A 21,884-nucleotide genomic window follows, 5' to 3' on the forward strand; every position below is an offset into this window, starting at 1 on the left:
TCTTCGACAGCCTTAAGCTTAGTGTTTATGCTAATTTTAGTCATAAAAAAATACCCCCAAAGTCGATTTCCAACTTTTGGGGTACGCATCAGTGCTTAATATATAGCAAACACTATCTTCTTTTTTGTTGAAAAAATTTTAAGACTAGCAAATGACATCAACATAGCTACTGTTCTTTGCTTTTACTAAACAGGGCCTGCGCCTGTTTCAAAATTGGTGCATGGAAAACATACAGTCCAAAGACATAGATAGCTATCCCAACCAGAACTTGAACTATTAGATTCATGATGTTCATTCGCATTATCATATTTAAGCGAAAAACAACACAGAACATAATTAAGCCGCTAACGAAATAACGCCACAATTGTTGGAATAATTGCCGGCGGCTAATTGTGGACCGGACATACCATAATTGAGTTGCAGTAACTGCCAGTTCAGAAATATCCGTAGCAATAGCTGCACCCTGTGCCCCCCATAAATAAATCAGACACAGATTGGCAATAATATTCACGACTGCCCCAACAGTAACAGAAAGTGTGTATTCCCTTACTCGATTAATAGGCAGTAAATACTGGGTACCCGTAACACTGCTCCAAGCAATAAACACAACAATTGGAGATTCCAGAAAAATAATCCTCCCTGCGGGAACATATTCACCGCCTAAAAACCATGGTGCCATTTTGAGTGACACTGCCATTAGGCCAAACATAATCGGAATAGAAAGTGAAGACACAAAATCAAAAGTACTATAAAGACTCTTACGAATTCCCTTAACGTCCCCTATTGCAAATTTGTTTGCAATATGAGGAAGCATCACGGTACCAGTGGCTGTCACTACAGCCAACACAACTTTGACAATTTTATCAGAATAATCGAACTGCCCCAACGCTGACTGAGTTGACATTCGCCCCAACATTAACCGGTTAACGACAACATATATTTGCGTTGTAATTGTTGGAATAAACAGCAATAAAGCAGGATATAGATGCCTATATGGTCGCCAAGTCCTAATAGATACCCATTTAATACTATGACGAAGATATGGCCATAAGGTGACATTGCCGGCTAATTGCGCAAACCCCAGCAAGAAAATATATTGTCCCAGATCATTTGGCGACTTGATAAGTATGAAAATCAGGGCAATCGTCACTAATTTAACGATGGTATTTCTAGAGACAGTTTTTTTAAAATCTTCTAACCCCATAAAGTACCAAGAAATATCAAATCCGGCTGCAATAATCCAAAAGGATTGCAAGAGAAAATACACCCGAAAAGTTGTACTAAAGAGAAAAACAATTAAGATGTATGCAATTAAAGTAAGGGTAACGTTAATTGCTTGTAAAGACTCAATTTCAAAAAAGGTTTTTGACCGTTTAACCAGGTCGTTTCGACAATACGCGATCTCCCGATTTCCGTAAGTAGCAATTCCCATCTGGCCGATTAAATAAAAGAAGGTTACCCAACTATTGGTATAAGCATTAATACCACTGCCATGAGCACCAATTACTCGAGAAATATATGGTGTTGTGATCAATGGTGCGAAAATTAATAGGATTTGGTATCCAGCATTATACAAATAGTTCTTAATAACCTTCATAATGTATTTGATAACTCCCTCATCATTTAAACATAGTTTAAATATGTATTGGATCCAAACAATACCATCAAAATGCTAAAAGGTCATCAACTGACCTGTTTTTCAGCGAAACTTAATTGCTTACCCACTTTTTATGCTTTGTCAAATGTAAATAATCTGCCATTCGCCTTAAAATAACCTTCCGATTCAAATTGGCAACATTATATACACTTAAATACTTCACTTTAAGGCCTTTTTGACTAGCCAACCAGACATTGAACAGTCGTTCTGATAAAAAACCGTAAACACGTTGTTGATAAGCATCATAAGCAGATAGATCAATATGCTTTTGCACATCAAACAGAATATCAAAAAGCCACTGACAATATGCATCTAATTGCGAACGGCTTGTGTAAAACATATTAAATGCACTCATAGACGATTGCCCATTCATTACTTGATAAAAAGAAGACAATGATTGCGGGTATAGCCTTTTGATTGCTTGCTCTGTTAAGACCAAGTCATGCTTATTATGCCCCGCTGCATATTGATCAGCTAGAGAATTCCCTTCCACCTCTTCTGGATGAGGAACTACCCAGTCATAATCAACTAGCAAGTCCGATAATGCGTCTTCGGAAATAGGCCTAATACCTTTTCCCTTGACTAAGGACAACAATAGAAGCTGGTGCCTGTTTAGGTCTTTGGAGTAAAAGTAACGACGATAGTGCACCAAACCAATTTGATTACTTTGTGAATGCTTCCAGATCCAGTACAACCCTGTTAGTTCACTAAATTGTTTATTCTGAGCCGAAATGTTTTCCCCAGTATCATCGGCTAAATAATGGTCAGGGTTATCGTGCAGAGCTGCACCAACTAATAACGGCTGATAGTGTCGGGGTAATGCATAGTCGAATTTTTTATGAGTAATCACATAAACTACCATTCTATCTCTTCCTATCTGAGCAAGTGCTTCCAGCTAGTCATAACAAAGCTAATGACCATTCCTAACAGAGCCCCAAAAGCAAAACCTAAGATTCCATACTTTTTTGCTGAAACAGACTTTTTCATCTGGGCGTTCTTAACTTTAGCACTAGATAGTAATTTCACTGAACCGACATCAGAAGTGATTTTTGGCAATTCTTTTTTCGTTGCCTGGGCCGTTGCATTAGCAATCGCGGTAGCATCTTTTGCAGTCTTAGCGTGTGTTTTGATCGTTAAAACCAGTGATTGCGGATGATTTTCGACATGAACGTCATCCTTGACATCATCCTTCGTGACATGTTTCTTAACATTATGCGCCAATAAAGAATACGCCTGATCAGTGATTACCCGATCCTGAATAATATCAGAGTAAGTTTGCGTTTTGGATAAGTCCGCGTTCACCTGAGAATTCTTGTAGTGAATTTGATTATTAGGACTATTATGGCCAACTAAGATATTACGTTCAGACGTATAAGAAATAGTCTGCTTGTGCTTAGCATACCCCCATAGCAGGGCGCCAAAGGTAAACGCTAAAATTACAATGATGAGTAAATCTTTGATGATAATTTTGAAAATGTCATGGACACTATAACTTTGCATGATAATCCTCCAATGGATAAACAGTTGCTAAAAGAGCTATCAAAAATGGATTAAACGATACTTCCAGTAGGTGTTGCTCCACCATACAACTACAACTAACAACAAGTATAATGGCCGCAAAAATGTAATTGGCATGGCTTGTTGCTTTGATGGCAATCACCATCATTATAGCAATGACAATGATTGCCATTACGATTCCGTACATAACAAACAAACGAATATAGGAAGAATCAACATAAAAATATGGCATATTTAACTTCCCATTGAATAAATGGGCTCCCTTAACCCCACCATAGCCATGTTCGGCAATTTTATTACCCAGCCAAGCAAAGCTATATCGGCTAAACGCCTCATGACTATAAAACAAGCGCCCGGACAAAAGGCGGTCAACATGAGAAAAAATATGATTATTCATGTCAAAATAGATAGAGCTCATTACAGCAATAAATGCTTCAATTGGAATAACAATCCAGTAAATCGACGCTATCAATTTGGCTGCTCGATTACCTTTTTGGGCCCACTGGGCAATAGCCAAGACAACAATCATCAGGAGTGAAGCAAAGAAGCTTAACCGGCCATCAGTAATTTTCATTGTCACACAGGCAATGATTAAGTAAGCAAAATATCTCAACCCAGTCAGTGACTTACGATGTAAAAAAGCATCCGCTAATAACAAATACAAGACATGGGCTGCTAAATCAGTTGGGTAAACTACCCCTAACGAATACCTAGTCGCCCGATTAACAGCATGAAATTGTAAATTATTAATCACCCCGAACAAAGAATAGACGATGATTAAGGATAACATGATCAACCCAATGTAATAATACCAACGGATTAATTGGTTAAAATCAACATTTCTGGCTGCCAAAATCATTAACATCATTAACAGAATTAAATTCGAATGCGATTTTATTTCCGATATAACTGTTAAGCCGAGAATAATGGTTATTAATAATATCTGCCACGGCAAATAGTCATCAAATAAGTATATTTTAAAAATAAACAGTACAATTCCTATCGCTAAAAGCATATTAAGCGGTAAATAGGAAAAATACTGCATAAACATAGATGAAATTATCCATGATACAAATAGGCAGATTGTAAATGCAACAAAATAAATTTGTTCGCCTGTAATTTTATAATGAAATCCCTGTTTAATTGAGGATAATAATTTCATAATTTTACCTGCATTACTCTTTCTTCTTAACAACATAAATTGGCCGGTGCTTGCTTTGCATATAGATTTTGCCAACGTATTTGGCAACAATCCCAATCCCAAGCAATTGGATACCACCCATGAAAAGAATGATACAAATCATAGATGACCACCCGAAAGCACTGGCGTTTGGCGAAATAAAGTGACGCACAATGACAAGTAACAAAGCCACAAAGCCAATAAAGGCAATGAATGTTCCTAGCCAAATAGCTAGTGATAATGGCGCATCCGAAAAATCCATAATCCCATCCATCGCATATTTAAAAAGCTTCCACATCGACCAGTCTGTCGTTCCTGCTACCCGTTCTACATTGTGATATGCCAAGTACTTAGTCTTAAAGCCAACCCAGGAAAAGATCCCTTTTGAAAAGCGATTATACTCCGTTACGGATAAAACTGCATTAACCATTTGCCGAGTCATCATCCGGTAGTCACGGGCTCCAGGAACGATCCTAGTTGACGAAATATGATTAATAAGGTGGTAGAACTGGGAAGAGAAAAAAGACTTGATCTTGCCTTCTCCTGTTCGATCCATTCGCCGCGTGCCGACGCAGTCATATTCGCCAGACTGAAGATATTTGAACATTTCAGGTAACATTGCCGGTGGATCCTGCAAGTCGACATCCATCACAACAACATAATCACCCGTAGAAGCCTGCAAACCAGCATAGAGGCCTGCTTCCTTCCCAAAATTGCGCGAGAAAGAAATATAATGCACTTCTGGATGATGCTGGTGAAGCTTTGCCATTTCCATCAATGAATGGTCATGTGATCCATCATCGATAAACCAATATTCGACATCAACCATCATTTTACCTATAACTTTAGCCACAGTTGAATAGAATAACGGAATACTCTCTTCTTCGTTATAGCAAGGCACTACGATGGAAAGTTTAGTCAAATCCAATCACCCCTAGGCATGGCCGGTGAACTTGCGCAGGACGAATTTGCCACCTTTCTTCAGCCAATCTGTATGCTCCATAAAGACATAGTTGACTTCTTTAGTTTGATATTGAGGATGAACTTCCAACCAGACATCCAACAACAGTTCACTCAAGAAACCATAAACCCGTTTTTCATAAGTCGAATAAGAAGAGATATCAGTCTGCACCTCCACGTCGGCCAGAACAGCAAACATCCATGTCAAATATTCATTCAGGGGCTCTTTTTTCATAATGAACATATTAAACATATGAGCCCAAGTGCGTTTCATCACTGTATCAAAGGCATCAGCGTATACAGCATACTTTTGATGAATAATCCGATCCATCACTTCAAACGGTTCGTGGTGATGGGCATGCAGATAATGAGATTTATTGCTTTCAATATAGTAACGACGTTTTGGCGGCAAGATAATATCGTTCTCCTTGAGAAGTTCCATTACCTGCTGGCTGCTTAATACCTTATCCAAATCTTTTTGGTGATTCAGGCTCAAGTAGCGCCGATAGTGTACTAATCCCATCGCATCGAGGTCCAAATTCTTCCAACCCCAGTACATGGCCGTCAATTCATTATAAGTCGCATTTTTCTTCGAAATATTATCTCCGGTATTATCACCATGAAAAGTATGGTTAACATCCGGGTGCAGATCTTTACCAACAAACACCGGTAAATAAATGTCGTCTTTCGGCATTGCATAGTTTTTATGCGTCGCCACTAGAATTTTCGCTTTCATACTAAATTCTCCATTAATAAGCCGCATTTGGTTTAATCATTACTTTAACCGTTTCAAACATAATTTTTAAATCCAAAAAAAGACTTCGCTCGTTGATGTAAGTTAGGTCTAATTCGACCATTTGGTCAAAATCAAGATCATTTCGACCTCCAACCTGCCACATGCCCGTTGCACCCGGTCGAACCATTAAGCGTTGTTTATCATAATCGCTATACTGTTCTACCTCACTTGTTAGCGGTGGACGCGGCCCGACAATGCTCATCGAACCTTCAACCACGTTTAATAATTGTGGAAGTTCATCCAAACTGTACTTGCGAATAATCTTCCCCACCCGGGTAATGCGCGGATCATTCTTCATTTTAAACATGGCACCATTGACTTCATTTTGGCTTTTTAATTTTGCCAGTAATTCATCAGCATTAGTAACCATTGACCGAAATTTATACATTTTAAACAGTTTGCCATCCTTACCGACACGGGTTTGGGTGTAAAAAACCGGACCCTTCGGATCATCGACTTTAATACAAATCGCAATGATCAATAAAATGGGACTGATCAACACTAAGGCAACCGCAGAAGCACAAATATCAAATAAGCGCTTAATGAAACGGTACGCATACTGATGATTTAATTTTTGTTCATCAACATGAATAATTTTCTTAACCATAAAGCATTTCCCAAAAAAATTTCAAAATCACTATCTTACATATCATACAGCGTTGGCCGGCAACAGACAATCTCTTTTATCAATCGTCCACATTCTCCTCCAGCCAACGCTCAACATCATCCAACGAGTAACCTTTGCGAAATAACCGCTGTTTAACCCGCTGTTTGCGTTCGTAGGTGTCGTACTTAGCATAATGATGCCAAGCCTTAGCTGCCTCGCGGGCCAGCAGTTCATGTTCGTGTTCCTCATCTGGTACTGGCCGGGCTGCCGTGACGGCTTGTTGAACAATCTCATTATTATAGCCGTTCTTCATTAAGGTCTGCCGCACCCGTTCTTCAGCCTGACGTGCTGAACGGCGACGTTGACGCTTAAATGCCTTCTGAGCCATTTTAGTAGCGTTGGCCAATTGTGCTTCCGGTGTAAAGAGTGCTAGGGCATCCTCAATCGTATTCGTATCAACCTGCTTCTGCCGCAGATGCTGACGCAAAAAGCCGGGTCCCTTGAGATCCAACCGCATTTCCGTCCGCACATAGGCGGCCGCGTAATGCCGATCATCGACGTATCCCTGTTGTTTCAGGCGCTCCATCACCGGAGAAATCATTTCGAGCGGAAATTCCAAATCGCGCAACTTTTTTTCTACTTCAGCGGCCGTTCGCAAACCATAGTTCAAATAGTCCAGCGCCCGCAAATAGGCAGTGTTCTGCTGGTCAAACTGCGTGATTGCCTTGACCTGCTCAGTGTCAATCTCGGCTCCCTTGAGGAGGTGAAACTTCACCAGCACCGCCTCGTCAACACCAAAAGCAAATTTACCATCGAGAAAGATGTTGAAGCGGTGATACTTGCGGTTTTTTTGCGTCGTCACCTTGGTAATTTTAGCCAATCAAAAATTCCTCCTTTACATTTGCCCTGCTCGTTCGTTTCTATTAGTGTAAGCAGCGGCCGCTTCTTACAGCAAAAAACAAAGGAGTTTTGACCATGAAGAAAACATTTCAAAATGCTAAGCTGCAACTCAAGATGAAGGGCATCGACCATCCCAATGGTGTCTACCGAACGTTAAACAACGTCGTGGAAGAACCAACGGATGAACAAATCGCAATCATCAAGACTTTCATGCATACCATTAGCGATGACCAACTAGATGGTATCAAACTGACAATTGCTGACGCACTGACCGATTAATTAAGCACCTCAAGAAAGGACCGATGAACACATGAAGACTTTAAGTTTAACTTTTAAGGGTAGCCTCGGCAAAAGCCACGTCCTCAAGCTAAATTATGCTAAGGACGGTCTCGACAAGGACACGCTGATCACGCAAATGGTCGCTTTGGCCAAATCAAATGCCTTCCAAAAAGACGGTGAAAACATCTACGCCGTCCCCGTATCGGCCAAGTACATCAAGACGACTGAAGAAGTCATTGTGTCCAAGGATGATACTAAGGCTCTCAAGTCCGTTCAGGCATAAATAAATCTCTTCGCAAAGAGGCTGGGTTTTGAACTCAGCCTCTCTTTTTTGTTTCTCGCAACCGGGAAAGAAGGGCTTTGTACCAGTCGCGGATGAGTTCCCACATATAACGACGCTGAACCGCGTCTCCTTCATGAGCGTCCTGCAGAGTGGCATTAACCACCGCACCAATCATAACCACCATCCCGGACACGTCCAGCCAGATCATCAGCATGATGAAGGCTCCGATGGTCTTATAGGAAGTAATACTGTTGGAAAAGACAACCGTGTAGTAGGAAAAAATCCGGGATAAGCCCATCCAGCTCAGAGCAACGAGGACGGCCCCCACGATCACGTACCGCAAGCGCACCCGCGCGTTGGGAACGAAGTAATACAGCATCGTCAGCGCAATAAACAGACCAAAGAAGGTCACCGGCCATTTCAGCGAGGTAAAGAGGTGGATGTAGTGCATACTGAAACCGAAAATCGGTTGCAACGCCTTCAAGACCTGCTCGCCCAACCCGTAGAGAAGAATCAAAGCAAACAAGATCACGATCACGACGATCATCCAGAGAAAGGAAACCACCCGGTTAATGATCGGATTCTGGTTTTCGGCTACCCCATACGCATGATTGACGCTCCGTTGAAAGGCCGCGATCCCCGTACTGGTTGAGAAGAGGGCAATCAACAATCCCGTCGTCAGGGCGCCACTGCTCCCCCGCTGCAAAAAAGCAAAGATGAAGGGCTTAATAAAGTGGTAAATCGAAGTCGGGATCGCCGTCTGTAAATAAGAAGCAATCGTATCAGCATCCAATCCTAGCATCGGCATCAAGTTGCCGACGATCATAATCGCTGGAAAAATCGAGAGAAGGCTGTAGTAAGCCAGCACCGCTGCGGACGCCGACACCTGGGCCATCATGAAATGCTTCATAAAAAGCCCGCTAAATTGTTTCAATTTATTGGGTTGCCGCTGCACCCTTCTTCACCTCGCTTTAGATATTCTCATTTTAGCAGGAAGCATCACTCCTTAAAAGGTGGAAATATCTATCTGCCCGGCACCCCGACTTCAACACAACAAGAGCGCCAGCCCCTTATCACGCGGATAAGGAGTCGGCGCCCTTTTCTTAATAATCTTTTACTTCTTAAATTCAGCCGTTGCCGCTGCTAGATACTTGGCGTAGTTGTCGTCATACATGTACTTCGCATCGTATTCTGGATCTTGAGAAGTCAGGATCTTCGGACCGTCATCTGTGATGACCAGGGTGTGTTCATACTGACAGCTGAGGCCACCATCAGCGGTCTTAGCCAGCCAGCCACTCGGGTCGGAAGTATCCGCTTCCCAGGTGCCAGTGTTGATCATCGGTTCAACCGTGATCGTCATCCCTTTGCGCAGACGCAGGCCCTGTCCGTGTTGACCGTAGTGCGGTACCATCGGGTCTTCGTGCATCGTTGGTTGGATCCCGTGACCGACAAATTCACGGACGTCCCCGTAGCCGTTTTCGTCTTCAGTGTAGTGCTGGATTACCGCCCCAATGTCACCGACCCGGTTGCCTGGAACACACTGGTCAATGCCCATGTAGAGAGCCTTGTGGGTAACTTCCATCAACTTCTTAACCTCGGGACTTGGCGTGCCAACGACGTAGCTCCAGCAAGAATCAGAGAAGGCCCCATCGAGGTTAACAACCGTGTCGACTTTAACAAGGTCGCCGTCCTTTAAAATCAACTTTTTCCGCGGAAAACCGTGACAAATTTCGTCGTTGACACTGACACAAGTGGCATACTTGTAACCTTCAAAACCGATCTGGGCAGCGATGGCGTTGTGCCGCTTGAAGTAGGCCCGGGCGAATTCTTCGATTTCCCAACTAGAAATCCCTGGTTTGATAATCGGGCGAAGGCCAATGTGCATCCCGGCCAAAACCGCACCGGACTTCTCCATGGCTTCAATTTCACGTGGTGACTTTAAACTAATCATAATTCTAAATACTCCCTATTCATTAGTCTTCTTTAGTATACCACTCCCCGGCACTAAGCGGTGAAATGTGCTATACTGAGTCAAGCAAAACCTATCGGGAGGTATTAACATGGCAAGTGCACTAGTAGTTTACGCCACGATTACCGGAAACAACGAAGACGTGGCTGACATTATCGTTGAAGCCCTCAAAAAGCAGGGCGTCGACACCGAGGAGACCGAGATTACGATGGCTGACCCGGCCGACTTCGAAGACGTCGACATCTGCGTTGTTTGCCCGTACACATACGGTGAAGGAACGCTGCCTGACGAAGGGCTCGACTTCTTCGACGACTTAAAAGAAGAAAAACTGGACGGCAAGGTCTTTGGTGTTGCTGGTTCTGGTGACAAGGCTTACGGTGAATACTACTGCAAGGCCGTCGACAGTTTTGACGACGCCTTTGCGCAAACTGGTGCCACCCGTGGCGGCGGTCCCGTTCACATCAACCTCAACCCTGACCAGGATGACATCCAAACACTGGACAAGTTCGCCCAACAGTTGATTGACAAGGCTAAGTAATAGGAATAGACTGTGATTGCCAAACTGTGGAAAAAATATAAGCAAATGGTGGCTTACCTCTTTTGGGGGGTAGTCACCACTGTTGTTAATATTGGAGTTTTTCAATGGCTCAGTTCGGGTGCTCACCTCAACTACCAAGTAGCCAACGTAATCGCCTGGTTCCTGTCAGTGCTGGTTGCCTATTTGACTAACAAAGTCTGGGTCTTCAATTCCCACTACACGACCGTCAAGGCCTTTCTCGCGGAATTTGCGAAGTTCTACTTTTACCGGGCCCTCACCTTGCTGATCGATGTTCTCTTCATGTACGTCGGAGTGACATTATTGAAGCTGAATTCTCCCCTTCAACAATTACTGGTCAAAACAGTAGATAATGTCGTCGTGATCATCGCCAACTTCATCTTTTCTAAGTTCCTGATCTTTACGACTAATAAACACTTAATCGAACGAATGAAATAATAAAATGAGCTTGGCAGCAGATGTCGCCAAGCTCTTATTTTTTAGTGAAATAGTGGCTGATCAAATTTATAATTCGGTCCGCTGCAAAGCCATCCCCGAATGGATTAGGAGCAGCCGCCATCTTCTTATAGGAACGCTTATTGTGGAGTAGGTCAAAGGCCGCCTGCTGAATCGTGGTGGGGTCCGTTCCAACAACCTGTGCACAGCCGGCGATTATTGCTTCGGGACGTTCCGTCTTTTCCCTCAATAGCAAAACTGGTTTGTGCAAGGCTGGCGCCTCCTCAACAACTCCAGCTGAATCGGTCACCAATAGGTAGGAACGTGCTGCGGTATTCAAGTACTCACCAAGATTCATCGGTGAAACGACGTGGACCCGCGCACAACCGGTAAAGACCTGATCTGCCAAGCTCATAACGTCATCTGCTGGATAAAGGGGACAGAGCAGTTCGACGTCTGGATTAGTTTCCACAATATCGCGCATCGTCCTGAAAACCCGCTCCATCGGCTCGCCACGGTTTTCAAGCCGCTGCATCGTCAATAGGATCAGTCGGTGATCTGCCGGGAGCGAATCCAGCAAGGGGCTGCGGTAATCATCACGCAAATTGAGCCGCACCGAATCCACTACCGGATTTCCAGTCACAAAGACTTGCTCGGCCTGGTGATGCTCCTGCAACAGATTGTGGGCTGCGTGCTGAGTTGGCGCAAAATAGAGATCGGCCAGGACATCAGTCAGCTGCCGTTGCATCTCATCCGGAAAGGGATGTGCTTTGTCATGAGTCCGCAACCCAGCCTCAACGTGGGCCAATGGCAAGCGATGGTAAAAGGCGCAGAGACTCCCGGCCAGGGTAATCGTGGTGTCGCCGATGACCACCATCATGTCGGGCTGAGCCGCGTTGATTACATTGTTAAAATTATGCATCATGTTGCCGAGGGCTTCTAGGTCCCCACCGTCACCCATCACTGGTGCTTGCAGGTCAAAATCCGGCTGCAACCGCAGAAAGCGCAAGGCTTGCTGCAATAATGGTGAGTGGGTCGAACTGACGATTAAAACAGGCTTGAAAGTCTCAGGGCGGTGCCGCATCGCCGAAATGATCGGCGCTAGTTTGATTGCTTCCGCACGCGTCCCGAGAAAGAACATAATCTTCAGTGGTCCTAGCAACACCACCCCTCCTTTCGATAACAATCTTAATTTTACCGCTTTCGTGTGATTTAGGCGAGACGAAATCATGACGCTATTATTAAAATGCTAAAGAATTGTAATGTTATTATTACCGTGGTTGTAGTATAATCACTGTGTTGAATTTAGATTAAAAATACAAGGAGGACTCGTTAATGAAATTACAGCGTAAATTACCTTTGGTTGTAATTACCCTGTTGAGTTCGTTGATGCTGGCAGCTTGTGGTAATTCCACTTCTAGTAAAAAGGCTTCAAGCAGCCAAGTAAGTTCCAGCAAAGTCGTTAAACACAAGAAATCAGCAAGCAAGGTTAAGAAGAACAAGGCCAAAAACAACAGCGCCAGTGCTAAGTCTTCCAGTAGCTCACAATCAAGCAGCTCTAGTAGCAGTGTTGATTCCGAAAGTGATTCTTCTACTAGTTCCAAGTCATCAAGCTCGAGCTCTAAGCAACAACAGAGCCAACAATTAGGGCTTGGCGACACTGCCGTCTGGACTGATTCCAAGGGTGTTACCCACCACGTCGACAGTGACGGGATGGACCGCCAGACTGTGCCAGGACAAAGTCAAACCCAGTACAGTGACTGGTCAGGTCCACTACCGAATGGCGCTACAATCCAACATTCTAACAACTAAGATACTAAAAAGCTCAGCGCTTCAAAACGCTGAGCTTTTTTAATGGTCCCACCCAGGTTCGAACCGGGATCGACCGCTTAGGAGGCGGATGTACTATCCAGTTATACTATGGGACCGCGACGATATTATTATCTCATCGTTGTCGACCCCTGTAAAGACTGAAGTGTTATCACCAGCTGTCAATGCTTGGCTGCTTGCTCTTGTTGTTTGCGCCGCTTAAAACGAATTCCCTTGTTCTTGTGATGGCGGTTCTTTTTGTGCCGCCGCGACTTAGTCGGCAAAGCGTCAGCCACCTTCTTGCGGCTACCCCACAAGCTCCAACCACTCTTGGGGCGTTTCTGGTCCCGTTGATGTTGGTCTAAGGCAGCCGTTGCCTTTTCGCCGTCGTTATCCAAGTGGAGGTCGTGCTTTGTCTCCGGGACTGCCGGAAGCACTTCCAGTTGGTAATCAGTGTCAGCCAGTAGTTTTTTCAACCGCCGAAAGTCATGATCATCACCGAGATTGTAGACCGTGCCGGGTTCACCCTGCCGACCAGTACGCCCCGCACGGTGGACATACTGGTTGGTTTCTTTAGGCAAGTCGTAGTTGATCACCGCGGGCAATTTGGCGATATCCAGCCCCCTGGCCGCGACGTCCGTCGTCAGCAGGAGCTGAATCTGCCGCTTACGAATCATCCGCAAAGCCTGGGCCCGCTTGGTTCCCCGCTCTTTGCCACCGAGGATCGCAATCTTAACGTGTTCGTGCCGCATCCGCGCAGCTACATAGCTGATCGTCCGCTGGCTATTGATGAAAACCAGTGCCCGAAAATCACGCTGCCGGCAAAGTTTCCGCAATACTTCTGACTTCTGAGGGTTGCTCCGGGCGTGCAGTAAGTAGTGGTGGACTTCTCCCCGACTCCGGTCCGTTTTCCGGACATCGTAGAGCCGGATCTTTTGACCGAACATGTCATCGAGCTGTTTAAAGACCGGCGCCCAGGTCGCTGAGAAAAAGCCAAGCTGGGAATCGATCGGAATCCGGCGTTCAATGTCCTCCACCACAGCCTCGGTATCATCCTGGAGAAGGTCGTCGGCTTCGTCAATGATGAGGGTTCGCACCGTCTTCAATTCCAAGCGTCCCTGGTTGGTCAGATCGAGGATCCGTCCTGGTGTGCCAACAATAATTTCGGGATGCTCTCGCAACTGAACGATTTGGCGTCGGATATTAGCGCCCCCGGTTAATGGCTGAACCCGCAAATGAACGATTGCTGCCCATTCCCGCAAAACTCGCGTCGTCTGCATAGCGAGTTCCTGCGAAGGTTCCAGCACCAGCAGCTGAACGCCCCCGCTCTTGGCAATGCGGGGTAAAAGCGGCCAAGCAAAGGCCAAGGTCTTCCCTGATCCCGTCGGTGCAATCCCCAAAACCGACTGTCCCGCGCTTAGCGGCTCTTCCACCGCTGTCTGGATCGCTGTCGGTTGGTGAAAGCCTTTCTCGTCAAAATGAATTTTAAACTGTTCAATCAATTCTCTTCTTATCCTTCCTAGTAATTTTCGTCCGCTGGAAAGACCAAGTCAGCCGACTGCCGCAAGTCATACATCACTTGGTTCACTTCCTGACTCAGTTTCAACCAGCGCTGATACTTAGTTTCTTCAACGGCATCGTTTGGGTTGTTAAAGAGCTTAGCAAAGTCGATCAGCTCATCATAAAGAGGATTGCGGTGTACGTCAGCCGACAATTCATGAGCCTTTTTTTCTTCATCAAAATAGGTTGCCTGGTGGAAGTCTGCAGCATTATCTAACCAGAGAGTATCCCGCTGACCATGGATTTCTGAACCGATGTAGGTATTGGTAGTCTTGCTGAAATTCAGCACAACCGTAAAATCGTGATACTGAAGGATCGCGGTACCTTTGCCATCGACTCCGGTCTTGATCAAAGTTGGATAATAAACGCTGCTGTCTGGCATTCCAAACAGGGTCACAGCATCGTAAACACAGTAAACCCCGAGGTCTTGCAAGGCGCCGCCAGCAAATTCTTTCGTAAAAATGTTGGGCAACGGGTCCGCATTGTTAAGCACCTGGTCGTAGCGCGATGAGTACTGCATCATCGTAAAACTGGCACCCTGCACCTGTTTCATCTTTTTGAGCTGCTTTGCGGCCGCCACAAACAAGGGGGTGTGGATCTGGCGCGCTCCTTCGACCAGCCGTGCCCGAGGGTGGTCTTTAAGCAGTTTGACAATTTCGTGGTACTCATGTGGATTAACAAAGGCCGGCTTTTCAACAATGATGTCCTTGTCATTTTCAATTGCCAGCCGAGCCTGGGGATAATGCAAGCTATTCGGTGAGGCGATGTAAACAACGGAAAAATCCCCTTGGTCAAAAAAGTCTTCGAGCGAGTCGTAAAATTCAGTAGCCCCGTATTGTTGGCCAAAATCCCGAGCTCGGCTCAAATGACGCGAATAAACACTCGTCAGCTGATATTGACCCGTTTCCTGGGCGGCCTTCAACATCCGATCAGTGATGAAATTAGTCCCGATGATTCCGAGTTTCAGCATAATTAAGATCTCCTTTACAACCTGTCTAAACTGTTACTTTAATTTTAACAATTGTTGTCGGCTTTTAACAGAATTGAAATCTAATGAAAATAAAAAGCTGTGTATAATAGAGGCAACCAAACGAACAAAGATGAAAAAGACTGGGATTATGAAATTACTAAGGAGACTTAATTTAATGAAGAAAAAAGGAACGTTACTTTTCGGCGCGGGACTGATGGCTGGACTCAGCAGCACTTTTGGGTTCAGTCATCAGAAAAAGAAACATCCTGCCCAGTCGCTCCCGATTTTTTACACTGGCACCTGGCGCTACTATGATGTTCAGCGTGACCGTTCTCATCTGATCACCATTACCCCGGACCTGAAGCTCGATATTGACCACCAAATCATCCCCGCCACGGTCCAGCACATCGATGCCGACAAGCTGATTTACCTCGACAAATTTGGCTACCATATCACCATCAAAGCGGCCAATCACCAGCCAGCCGAGCTCATCGACGAGGCTGATGACCAAATTTACAACATTCAACCGATGAAATAGGCACTCGCGATTGCTTCTTGCAATCGTTTTTTTATGGCTTCTCTTTGCGGAGTGCTATACTAGTCGTATTAGCATTTCGTTAAATATTAAGGAGCGTGAACTAAATTGACAGCAAGCATTCATCGCATTGCCGTTTACTGCGGAGCTAATGCCGGCAATGATCCACACTTTATTCGGGAAGCCAAACGCTTTGGTGAACAGATGGCCCAGCACCATATTGAATTAGTCTATGGTGGTGGCAAGTACGGGATGATGGGCGCAGTTGCCAACGCCGTGCTCGACAACGGTGGCCAAGTTCACGGTGTCATCACCCAGGAGCTCGCGGACCGCGGTACCGCTCTAGAACGCCTGTCCGATCTGCAAATCGTACCAAACATGGACATCCGAAAACAAAAGATGATGAATTTAGCAGACGGGATGGTCGCCCTCCCGGGTGGCTACGGAACACTGGAAGAGATCAGCGAAGCAATCTCCTGGACCACCATCGGCGACAACCACAAACCAGCCGCCTTCTACAATTACGAAGGTTTCTACGATCCATTGCACAACATGCTACGACGCATGTATTACAAGGGTTTTGCCGAAAAGAGCTTCCTGGACGCGATCTATTTTGCCAACCATTTCGACGAATTAATTGATTTCATGACCCACTACCAAGCACCGGCGCACCGCCAATACAAAAAGATGCACTAATTCAAAGACCCCCGTCACGGCTTACGTCGTGACGGAGGTCTTTTTTAGATCATTCGTTGCTGCTGAGTTCTTTTTCGACTTCGGGAAAGAGAGCGATCACGTACTGCCGCGCCCCTTCCGGCATATCCAATTTGACGTCCGGCGCGAAGGTTTCTTTATGATTGCCAACCTTCAATACGATTTGGTCGCCGACATCAAACTCAATGCCCAGTTTGATCGCCGCCATGACCAAGCGGTGAGCCGTGCTGGAAAAACGCTCGTCTTGTTCAGCCAAGGGGTGCCCCAGCCGCAAAAAGTCGCTGTAACGGTCGTTGGCGATCTTCAGACCAAAGGAGAGGATACTATCCTCCTTGAGCTGCGAAGCAACCTGTCCACCGATCGTCAATGACGGATCATCCAGACGCCGCCGGACAAATTTCAACGCCATTTTGTATTTGAGAGGGGCCTGATAATCCGTGATGAACTTTTCTAGCTGGGTCATCAGTTGGTCAGCCGCATCCTGTAACCAATCGGGCTCTTTCAAGGGGTCTTCGAGAGCCACCTCGTTGTTGCGTTTCTTGGCTTCGGCTAACCGCTCTGGCAGGTTATCCGGTAAGGGCATCAGCAGGCCATACAGCATTAATACTTCCAAAAAGTCCAAGGTGTCGGCACTGATCCCCGACAGTGCAAAGGGGTCGAGGTCAAAGATCCGGAACTGGAGGTACTTAACTCCCTGCTTGATCATTGTCGGCAGGTTGTCATTTTCACCCATCAGTTCGGCATCTCCGTGGAGACGCACCGGCCCGAAGAATTCATCATAATCGGCATAGGTGCCATCATCAATCAGCTTCTCCAACTGCTCAATGTGGGACTCCAGCGAATCATAGGTCACCTGCTCATCAGGGCGGTTGGTGTAGCCGTACTGCGAGCAACGCAAACTGCGGATCGGGTGCTTAATGTCATCCGGAATGTCATGTTTGACCGTCGGGCTGACCGGACTAGCACCATAAAGATAAGTAAAGAGCCAGCGATGGAGGTAGAAGAACTGGGCCATCTTAAAGTAAAGGTGGTTGCGAAAATCGGCCATCGACTTGCTGTGTTGGTTAGCGCTGAGTTCATAAATCCGCCGCAACAGTGTTTCGTTTAAACTGTAATTCACGCGCACCCCAGCGATCAGCTGACGTTTGATCCCGTATTTGTTGATCAGGTAGGAATTATGACCACTGATCCAGTAACGGGTCGAGTGATGTTTCAAAAAATCCAGGTCGTGCTTGTAAACCGGCTCTGGAGGCAGACTGAGCGGCCACAGCCGCTCGTCAGACTGTAACTCACTGTAGAGTGTCTGCTGCAAGAGATCCAGTTGTCGCACCACATTGTCACTACCTTGCTGCGGTGAACTCTTCAGTTCCATCATGTTGTCACTGATCACCGTCGTTAGGTAACGGTTAGTCCGCCGTGAACTTAGGTTGTTAGGGTATGGGTAACGGCTGGCCCGCCCATCGGTCAAAATCCGGTGAGTTTCCATCCGTACCGCAAAGCGCCCCTTGTACATCAGCTTGTTCAGTTCTGGTGTGCGCAGCGCGTCACTGATTTTTTTCAGCTCGTCTGCCATAATCATAGCCTCCCTAGCGCCAAGTCCTCGTGGCGCGCATCTTCTTCATTCCGATTGTACACCATTATGAACGGAAATGCCTAGCCCAATTGCTCAGAACTGTTTTCGCGACGAAGCATTACTGGCCGGCACTTTGACTGCTAGCAGTGTTTTGACCGTTATTGGTTTTATTATTCTTATTTTGATCAGTTTTCGGTTTGACCTGGCGGCCGAGAACGTCACTGATCATCGCCAGTGACTGGGTAAACATGTTATTGTAGGTCCCCGGGACATTCAAAACAACGAAGATCAAGCGTCGTTTGCCGAAGACCCCGGTCCCGGCAAAGCAATCACCCGCCTTGTCGGTTTTGCCAGTCTTTAGTCCGTCGACCTGGCCATAATCAGGCTCCATTCCGCACTTCGAAATCAGGTAGTTGATGTTCAACATATCATACTGCTGGTGGTCATTGGACCGGAAGTTGACGTGATTGCCACTCGTGATTTTGAGGGCCGATGGATAATGATCGACAAGATAACGTGAAATCTTGGCGACGTCCAGCGCCGAAAACTGGTTTTCTGCCGACTTCTTGACACTCTTCAATTTGAGGGCTCCCAGCGACCCGTTATCCAAACCGATCATGTTATAAATCTTCGCGTCCCGGACTCCGGCCTTATGGGCAATTCGTTGCATCTTCTTATTGAAAGCTGCGGTGCTGCCGGCATCCTTGATGGCCAGGGCGGCCGCACTACCGTCAGCTGAAACAATCATCATCGAATTGACGAGGTCGCGCACGGTGTAGGTCCGCCCCTCATCGAGTTCGACGTTCGAAAAGTGCCAGTCATTGGCTATCTTGCTGATCGGTTTGGAAATCGTCACTTTGGTGTTCCAGCGCAGCTTGCCCTTGTTGATATCTTCTTCGATGACAGCAAGGGTCAGAATCTTGACGACTGAAGCAATTGGCATTTTCTGGTTGGCATTTTGGGCGTAGAGCACTTGACCGGTTTTAGCATCAATCGTCACCGCCGCCTTGGCCTGGACATGCTGGCCTTTCTTGGCCCGGGTAGAAGTATTCGTCACCGTATTGCCGGATTGCTTGGCCGCTAGAGCTGTCGCCGGCGCAACAGTCGAAGTGAATGACAAGGCGACCATCATAATCGTGGCCGCCTTAATAAATGAATGATGTAATCGCACGCTTATATTCTCCCTTAATTTACTAAGGACGATTATAAACAATTCTGGTTCAGAGTAACATTAAGTTTCCCTTACGAGTTCGTGAAAACTATGTGAACAGTGCCGACTTAGAGCTTGCCGCCGTATACGGGGAACATATTAGCTTGGCCATAGTCGGTGAGCTTCTTGACGTTTTCCAGCGTCTTCATATCGTCATCACTAATCTGGAAGTCCAAGTCCGCATTCTGCTTCATGTGTTCAGGATTGGCCGTCTTCGGCAGGATAACCATTCCCAGCTGCAGATCGTACTTCAGGCACAGTTGTGCTGGTGAAACCCGGTACTTAGCTGCCACTTTCTTGACATCTGCCTGGTCCAAGACGGCACCGTGACCAATTGGCGAGTAGGCTTCCACCTGGATGTCATTGTCCTGGCAAAACTTAATCAGGTCCTTCGGCGTGTTAGCGATGTGTGCCAGAATTTGGTCCACGGCTGGCTTAACATCGCTGTTGTCCAGAATGTTCTGCAAGTCTCCCTGGTTGAAGTTGGAAACCCCAATTGACTTGACCTTGCCGGCTTTCATGGCATCGCTCATCGCATGCCATGCTGCCAAGTTGCCCTGGTAGTAACGATCATCAGATTGGTTGACCTCTTTCCACGGTTGAGGACTGTGAATAATCAGCAGGTCTAAGTAATCCAGCTCCATCGTTGCCAGTGACTTGTCAATCGACTCCGCAACACTGTCGTAGTCCTTCAGTTCAGCCGCCACCTTGTCGGTCACAAAAATTTGATCACGAGCGACACCGGATTCGCGAATGCCCTTGCCAACGCCCTGTTCGTTGCCATAGGCCTGGGCCGTATCGATGTGACGGTACCCCAGCTTGATGGCGTTCTTCACAGCATCGGCGACATCATCATTATCGATCAGCCACGTGCCGAGTGCTATCTTCGGGATTGCAATACCGTTATTGAGCTGGTAATTTTCTGCTAAAATAGTCATTGTCTAAACTCCCCTTTTCCTTAATAACTACTATTAAGTCTATGGGAAGTCTGCAGCAATGTAAAATAGTTATTCCGCATTCTTAACTATGCAAATTAATTATCATAGTGGGGTCCTATTATGCAAATCATTATCGCTCCGGCACGGAAAATGCAAGTTGACACCGACAGTCTCCCCGTCGAGCAGCTTCCCGCCATGCTGGACAAAACCGAAGAAATCCTCAAGCAGTTTCGCCGCCTTTCCTATGAAGAAGCCCACCGGGTGTGGTGGAATTGCTCAACTAAAATTGCTGAGCCCAACTACCGCTGGCTCTTTCAAATGAATCTCCGCCGTCAGCTCACTCCCGCCTTACTGGCCTTTACCGGCTTGCAATACCAATACATGGCACCGGACGTCTTTTCTGAGCGGGCACTAAACTATGTCCGCAATCATCTCCGCATCCTATCTGGTTTCTACGGGGTACTTCGGCCCTTCGACGGAGTCGTTCCCTACCGCCTCGGCCTGGGCGATCGCCTGCAGGTGAACGGTTACCACAATCTCTACCAATTCTGGGGTAGCTCCATCGCCAAGCAATTAGCAAGTGAGGATACGCTTTGCCTCAATCTCGCCTCGCACGAGTACGCGAAGGCCGTCTTTGATCACCAACAAGAGTCCCAGCGGATCGTTACTTGTATCTTTGACCAGGTCAAAGACGGCAAGCTAAAACAGGCAACGACACGGGCGAAGATGGCGCGTGGCCGGATGGTACGTTTCTTGGCCGAAAATTCAGTGACGTCCTTGGCAGCGGTCAAAGAATTCCACGACGACGGCTTTGTTTACTCAGCCCAACATTCCAGCCCCGACCAACTGGTCTTTATTCGGCAAAAGATTCAAAATTAAATTTCCATTAGATCTTGACGAGAAGTTATCGATGCGGTTTAATAATAAACATATTGAAAGAGAAATTGAAAGAAGGTCGTTCTCAATGAAGTCCCAGACACCAGTGCAAAGTTATTATTTCGGGCAATTAGCATTTTAATTGCCCGGGTGCATTGGCGTGTTCCCGGCTCCGATCTGGGATCAGGCTTTTTTGATAGCGTAAAAAGATAGCCAGCCGTGGTCCTGGAGAATACTCCGCCCGGCTGGCTTTTTCTATATAATTAACTTTGGGGAGGAATCAACATATGGATGAGTTAACAGTAATCCGCCAACAAATCAACGGTCTCAACGATCAATTGGCTGGGCTTTTGCTCCAGCGTCTTCATCTGGTCCAAGAAGTGGCCAAAATCAAACAGCAAAAGGATCTGCCAATCCTGGACAAGCAACGGGAAAGTGAGATTCTCAACGAACTCGGCGCCAAGAGCAGCGACCCCACCACGTCTCGCTACCTCCGAACTATCTTTGAAGCCATCATGAGCGCCAGCCGCGACGCAGAAGCAAGCATCAAAAAATAGAA

General features: G+C 46.2%; 25 protein-coding genes and 1 tRNA gene. 9 read left to right on the forward strand and 17 right to left on the reverse strand.

All coding sequences use genetic code 11. The annotated features are described in order from the left end of the window. Nucleotides 1-166: 166 nt before the first annotated feature. From QOR82_RS05290 to recX, 8 genes are all read right to left on the reverse strand, one after another. On the reverse strand, nucleotides 167-1,597 hold the full coding sequence (locus QOR82_RS05290; protein ID WP_283583733.1) for a flippase: 1,431 nt from the start codon (nucleotides 1,595-1,597) through the stop codon (nucleotides 167-169). A gap of 112 nt (nucleotides 1,598-1,709) precedes the next feature. Then, the gene (locus QOR82_RS05295; RefSeq protein WP_283583734.1) at nucleotides 1,710-2,519 is read right to left on the reverse strand and encodes a DUF4422 domain-containing protein; all 810 of its coding nucleotides are present in this window, start codon (nucleotides 2,517-2,519) and stop codon (nucleotides 1,710-1,712) included. Nucleotides 2,520-2,530: 11 nt separating this feature from the next. Further along, a complete protein-coding gene (locus QOR82_RS05300; protein ID WP_283583735.1) occupies nucleotides 2,531-3,157 on the reverse strand; it encodes a Wzz/FepE/Etk N-terminal domain-containing protein in 627 nt (208 codons plus the stop codon). Continuing rightward, nucleotides 3,144-4,337, reverse strand: a complete 1,194-nt coding sequence (locus QOR82_RS05305) for a polymerase (RefSeq protein ID WP_283583736.1) — start codon at nucleotides 4,335-4,337, stop codon at nucleotides 3,144-3,146. The genes QOR82_RS05300 and QOR82_RS05305 overlap by 14 nt, the downstream gene beginning before the upstream one ends. A gap of 13 nt (nucleotides 4,338-4,350) precedes the next feature. Continuing rightward, nucleotides 4,351-5,277, reverse strand: coding sequence for a glycosyltransferase family 2 protein (locus QOR82_RS05310; protein ID WP_283583737.1), 927 nt, complete (start codon nucleotides 5,275-5,277; stop codon nucleotides 4,351-4,353). A 12-nt stretch (nucleotides 5,278-5,289) separates the two neighbouring features. After that, nucleotides 5,290-6,051, reverse strand: coding sequence for a DUF4422 domain-containing protein (locus QOR82_RS05315; protein WP_283583738.1), 762 nt, complete (start codon nucleotides 6,049-6,051; stop codon nucleotides 5,290-5,292). A 13-nt stretch (nucleotides 6,052-6,064) separates the two neighbouring features. Further along, nucleotides 6,065-6,718 carry a sugar transferase gene (locus tag QOR82_RS05320; RefSeq protein ID WP_283583739.1) on the reverse strand — a complete coding sequence of 218 codons (654 nt, stop codon included), beginning with the start codon at nucleotides 6,716-6,718 and terminating at the stop codon, nucleotides 6,065-6,067. A gap of 79 nt (nucleotides 6,719-6,797) precedes the next feature. Further along, nucleotides 6,798-7,598 (reverse strand): recombination regulator RecX, encoded by an 801-nt coding sequence (gene recX, locus QOR82_RS05325; RefSeq protein WP_283583740.1) that lies wholly within the window; start codon nucleotides 7,596-7,598, stop codon nucleotides 6,798-6,800. Nucleotides 7,599-7,693: 95 nt separating this feature from the next. On the opposite strand from recX, the gene QOR82_RS05330 reads away from it, so the two are divergent. Then, nucleotides 7,694-7,897 (forward strand): DUF1659 domain-containing protein, encoded by a 204-nt coding sequence (locus QOR82_RS05330; RefSeq protein ID WP_283583741.1) that lies wholly within the window; start codon nucleotides 7,694-7,696, stop codon nucleotides 7,895-7,897. 31 nt (nucleotides 7,898-7,928) lie between these two features. After that, on the forward strand, nucleotides 7,929-8,180 hold the full coding sequence (locus tag QOR82_RS05335) for a DUF2922 domain-containing protein (RefSeq protein WP_283583742.1): 252 nt from the start codon (nucleotides 7,929-7,931) through the stop codon (nucleotides 8,178-8,180). A 34-nt stretch (nucleotides 8,181-8,214) separates the two neighbouring features. On the opposite strand, the gene QOR82_RS05340 is transcribed toward QOR82_RS05335, so the two are convergent. Beyond that, a complete protein-coding gene (locus QOR82_RS05340; RefSeq protein WP_283583743.1) occupies nucleotides 8,215-9,135 on the reverse strand; it encodes a YihY/virulence factor BrkB family protein in 921 nt (306 codons plus the stop codon). Nucleotides 9,136-9,294: 159 nt separating this feature from the next. Next, nucleotides 9,295-10,131, reverse strand: coding sequence for a type I methionyl aminopeptidase (gene map / locus QOR82_RS05345; RefSeq protein WP_283583744.1), 837 nt, complete (start codon nucleotides 10,129-10,131; stop codon nucleotides 9,295-9,297). 109 nt (nucleotides 10,132-10,240) lie between these two features. On the opposite strand from map, the gene QOR82_RS05350 reads away from it, so the two are divergent. Together QOR82_RS05350 and QOR82_RS05355 are read left to right on the forward strand one after the other, a co-directional pair. After that, nucleotides 10,241-10,687 (forward strand): flavodoxin, encoded by a 447-nt coding sequence (locus QOR82_RS05350; protein ID WP_283583745.1) that lies wholly within the window; start codon nucleotides 10,241-10,243, stop codon nucleotides 10,685-10,687. Nucleotides 10,688-10,699: 12 nt separating this feature from the next. Continuing rightward, nucleotides 10,700-11,143 (forward strand): GtrA family protein, encoded by a 444-nt coding sequence (locus tag QOR82_RS05355; protein ID WP_283583746.1) that lies wholly within the window; start codon nucleotides 10,700-10,702, stop codon nucleotides 11,141-11,143. Nucleotides 11,144-11,177: 34 nt separating this feature from the next. On the opposite strand, the gene wecB is transcribed toward QOR82_RS05355, so the two are convergent. Next, the gene (wecB, locus tag QOR82_RS05360; protein ID WP_408612926.1) at nucleotides 11,178-12,305 is read right to left on the reverse strand and encodes a non-hydrolyzing UDP-N-acetylglucosamine 2-epimerase; all 1,128 of its coding nucleotides are present in this window, start codon (nucleotides 12,303-12,305) and stop codon (nucleotides 11,178-11,180) included. A gap of 170 nt (nucleotides 12,306-12,475) precedes the next feature. Here wecB and QOR82_RS05365 point away from each other — a divergent pair, with 170 nt between their 5' ends. Further along, nucleotides 12,476-12,952 (forward strand): hypothetical protein, encoded by a 477-nt coding sequence (locus QOR82_RS05365; protein WP_283583748.1) that lies wholly within the window; start codon nucleotides 12,476-12,478, stop codon nucleotides 12,950-12,952. A 43-nt stretch (nucleotides 12,953-12,995) separates the two neighbouring features. On the opposite strand, the gene QOR82_RS05370 is transcribed toward QOR82_RS05365, so the two are convergent. The 3 genes from QOR82_RS05370 to QOR82_RS05380 form a co-directional block, all read right to left on the reverse strand. Next, nucleotides 12,996-13,068: transfer RNA gene (locus QOR82_RS05370), tRNA-Arg, on the reverse strand. Nucleotides 13,069-13,131: 63 nt separating this feature from the next. Further along, nucleotides 13,132-14,451, reverse strand: a complete 1,320-nt coding sequence (locus QOR82_RS05375) for a DEAD/DEAH box helicase (protein WP_283583749.1) — start codon at nucleotides 14,449-14,451, stop codon at nucleotides 13,132-13,134. Between the two features lie 17 nt (nucleotides 14,452-14,468). Beyond that, nucleotides 14,469-15,479, reverse strand: a complete 1,011-nt coding sequence (locus QOR82_RS05380) for a Gfo/Idh/MocA family oxidoreductase (RefSeq protein ID WP_283583750.1) — start codon at nucleotides 15,477-15,479, stop codon at nucleotides 14,469-14,471. Nucleotides 15,480-15,654: 175 nt separating this feature from the next. Between QOR82_RS05380 and QOR82_RS05385 the strand changes: the two genes are divergently transcribed. Together QOR82_RS05385 and QOR82_RS05390 are read left to right on the forward strand one after the other, a co-directional pair. After that, a complete protein-coding gene (locus QOR82_RS05385; protein ID WP_283583751.1) occupies nucleotides 15,655-16,017 on the forward strand; it encodes a DUF4828 domain-containing protein in 363 nt (120 codons plus the stop codon). A gap of 105 nt (nucleotides 16,018-16,122) precedes the next feature. Continuing rightward, nucleotides 16,123-16,710: an LOG family protein gene (locus tag QOR82_RS05390; RefSeq protein WP_283583752.1), complete on the forward strand. Its 588-nt coding sequence runs from the start codon at nucleotides 16,123-16,125 to the stop codon at nucleotides 16,708-16,710. 49 nt (nucleotides 16,711-16,759) lie between these two features. On the opposite strand, the gene QOR82_RS05395 is transcribed toward QOR82_RS05390, so the two are convergent. The 3 genes from QOR82_RS05395 to QOR82_RS05405 all read right to left on the reverse strand — a co-directional run bounded on the left by QOR82_RS05395 (nucleotide 16,760) and on the right by QOR82_RS05405 (nucleotide 20,449). After that, nucleotides 16,760-18,301: a glutamate--cysteine ligase gene (locus QOR82_RS05395; RefSeq protein ID WP_283583753.1), complete on the reverse strand. Its 1,542-nt coding sequence runs from the start codon at nucleotides 18,299-18,301 to the stop codon at nucleotides 16,760-16,762. Between the two features lie 118 nt (nucleotides 18,302-18,419). Continuing rightward, nucleotides 18,420-19,472 (reverse strand): D-alanyl-D-alanine carboxypeptidase family protein, encoded by a 1,053-nt coding sequence (locus QOR82_RS05400; RefSeq protein WP_283583754.1) that lies wholly within the window; start codon nucleotides 19,470-19,472, stop codon nucleotides 18,420-18,422. A 107-nt stretch (nucleotides 19,473-19,579) separates the two neighbouring features. Beyond that, nucleotides 19,580-20,449, reverse strand: a complete 870-nt coding sequence (locus tag QOR82_RS05405) for an aldo/keto reductase (RefSeq protein WP_283583755.1) — start codon at nucleotides 20,447-20,449, stop codon at nucleotides 19,580-19,582. A gap of 120 nt (nucleotides 20,450-20,569) precedes the next feature. Here QOR82_RS05405 and yaaA point away from each other — a divergent pair, with 120 nt between their 5' ends. Further along, nucleotides 20,570-21,328 (forward strand): peroxide stress protein YaaA, encoded by a 759-nt coding sequence (gene yaaA / locus QOR82_RS05410; protein WP_283583756.1) that lies wholly within the window; start codon nucleotides 20,570-20,572, stop codon nucleotides 21,326-21,328. 284 nt (nucleotides 21,329-21,612) lie between these two features. Next, nucleotides 21,613-21,882 carry a chorismate mutase gene (locus QOR82_RS05415; RefSeq protein ID WP_283583757.1) on the forward strand — a complete coding sequence of 90 codons (270 nt, stop codon included), beginning with the start codon at nucleotides 21,613-21,615 and terminating at the stop codon, nucleotides 21,880-21,882. Nucleotides 21,883-21,884: the final 2 nt, after the last annotated feature.

Source organism: Limosilactobacillus difficilis (genome assembly GCF_947387495.1).
GTDB classification, from domain to species: Bacteria; Bacillota; Bacilli; order Lactobacillales; family Lactobacillaceae; genus Limosilactobacillus; species Limosilactobacillus difficilis.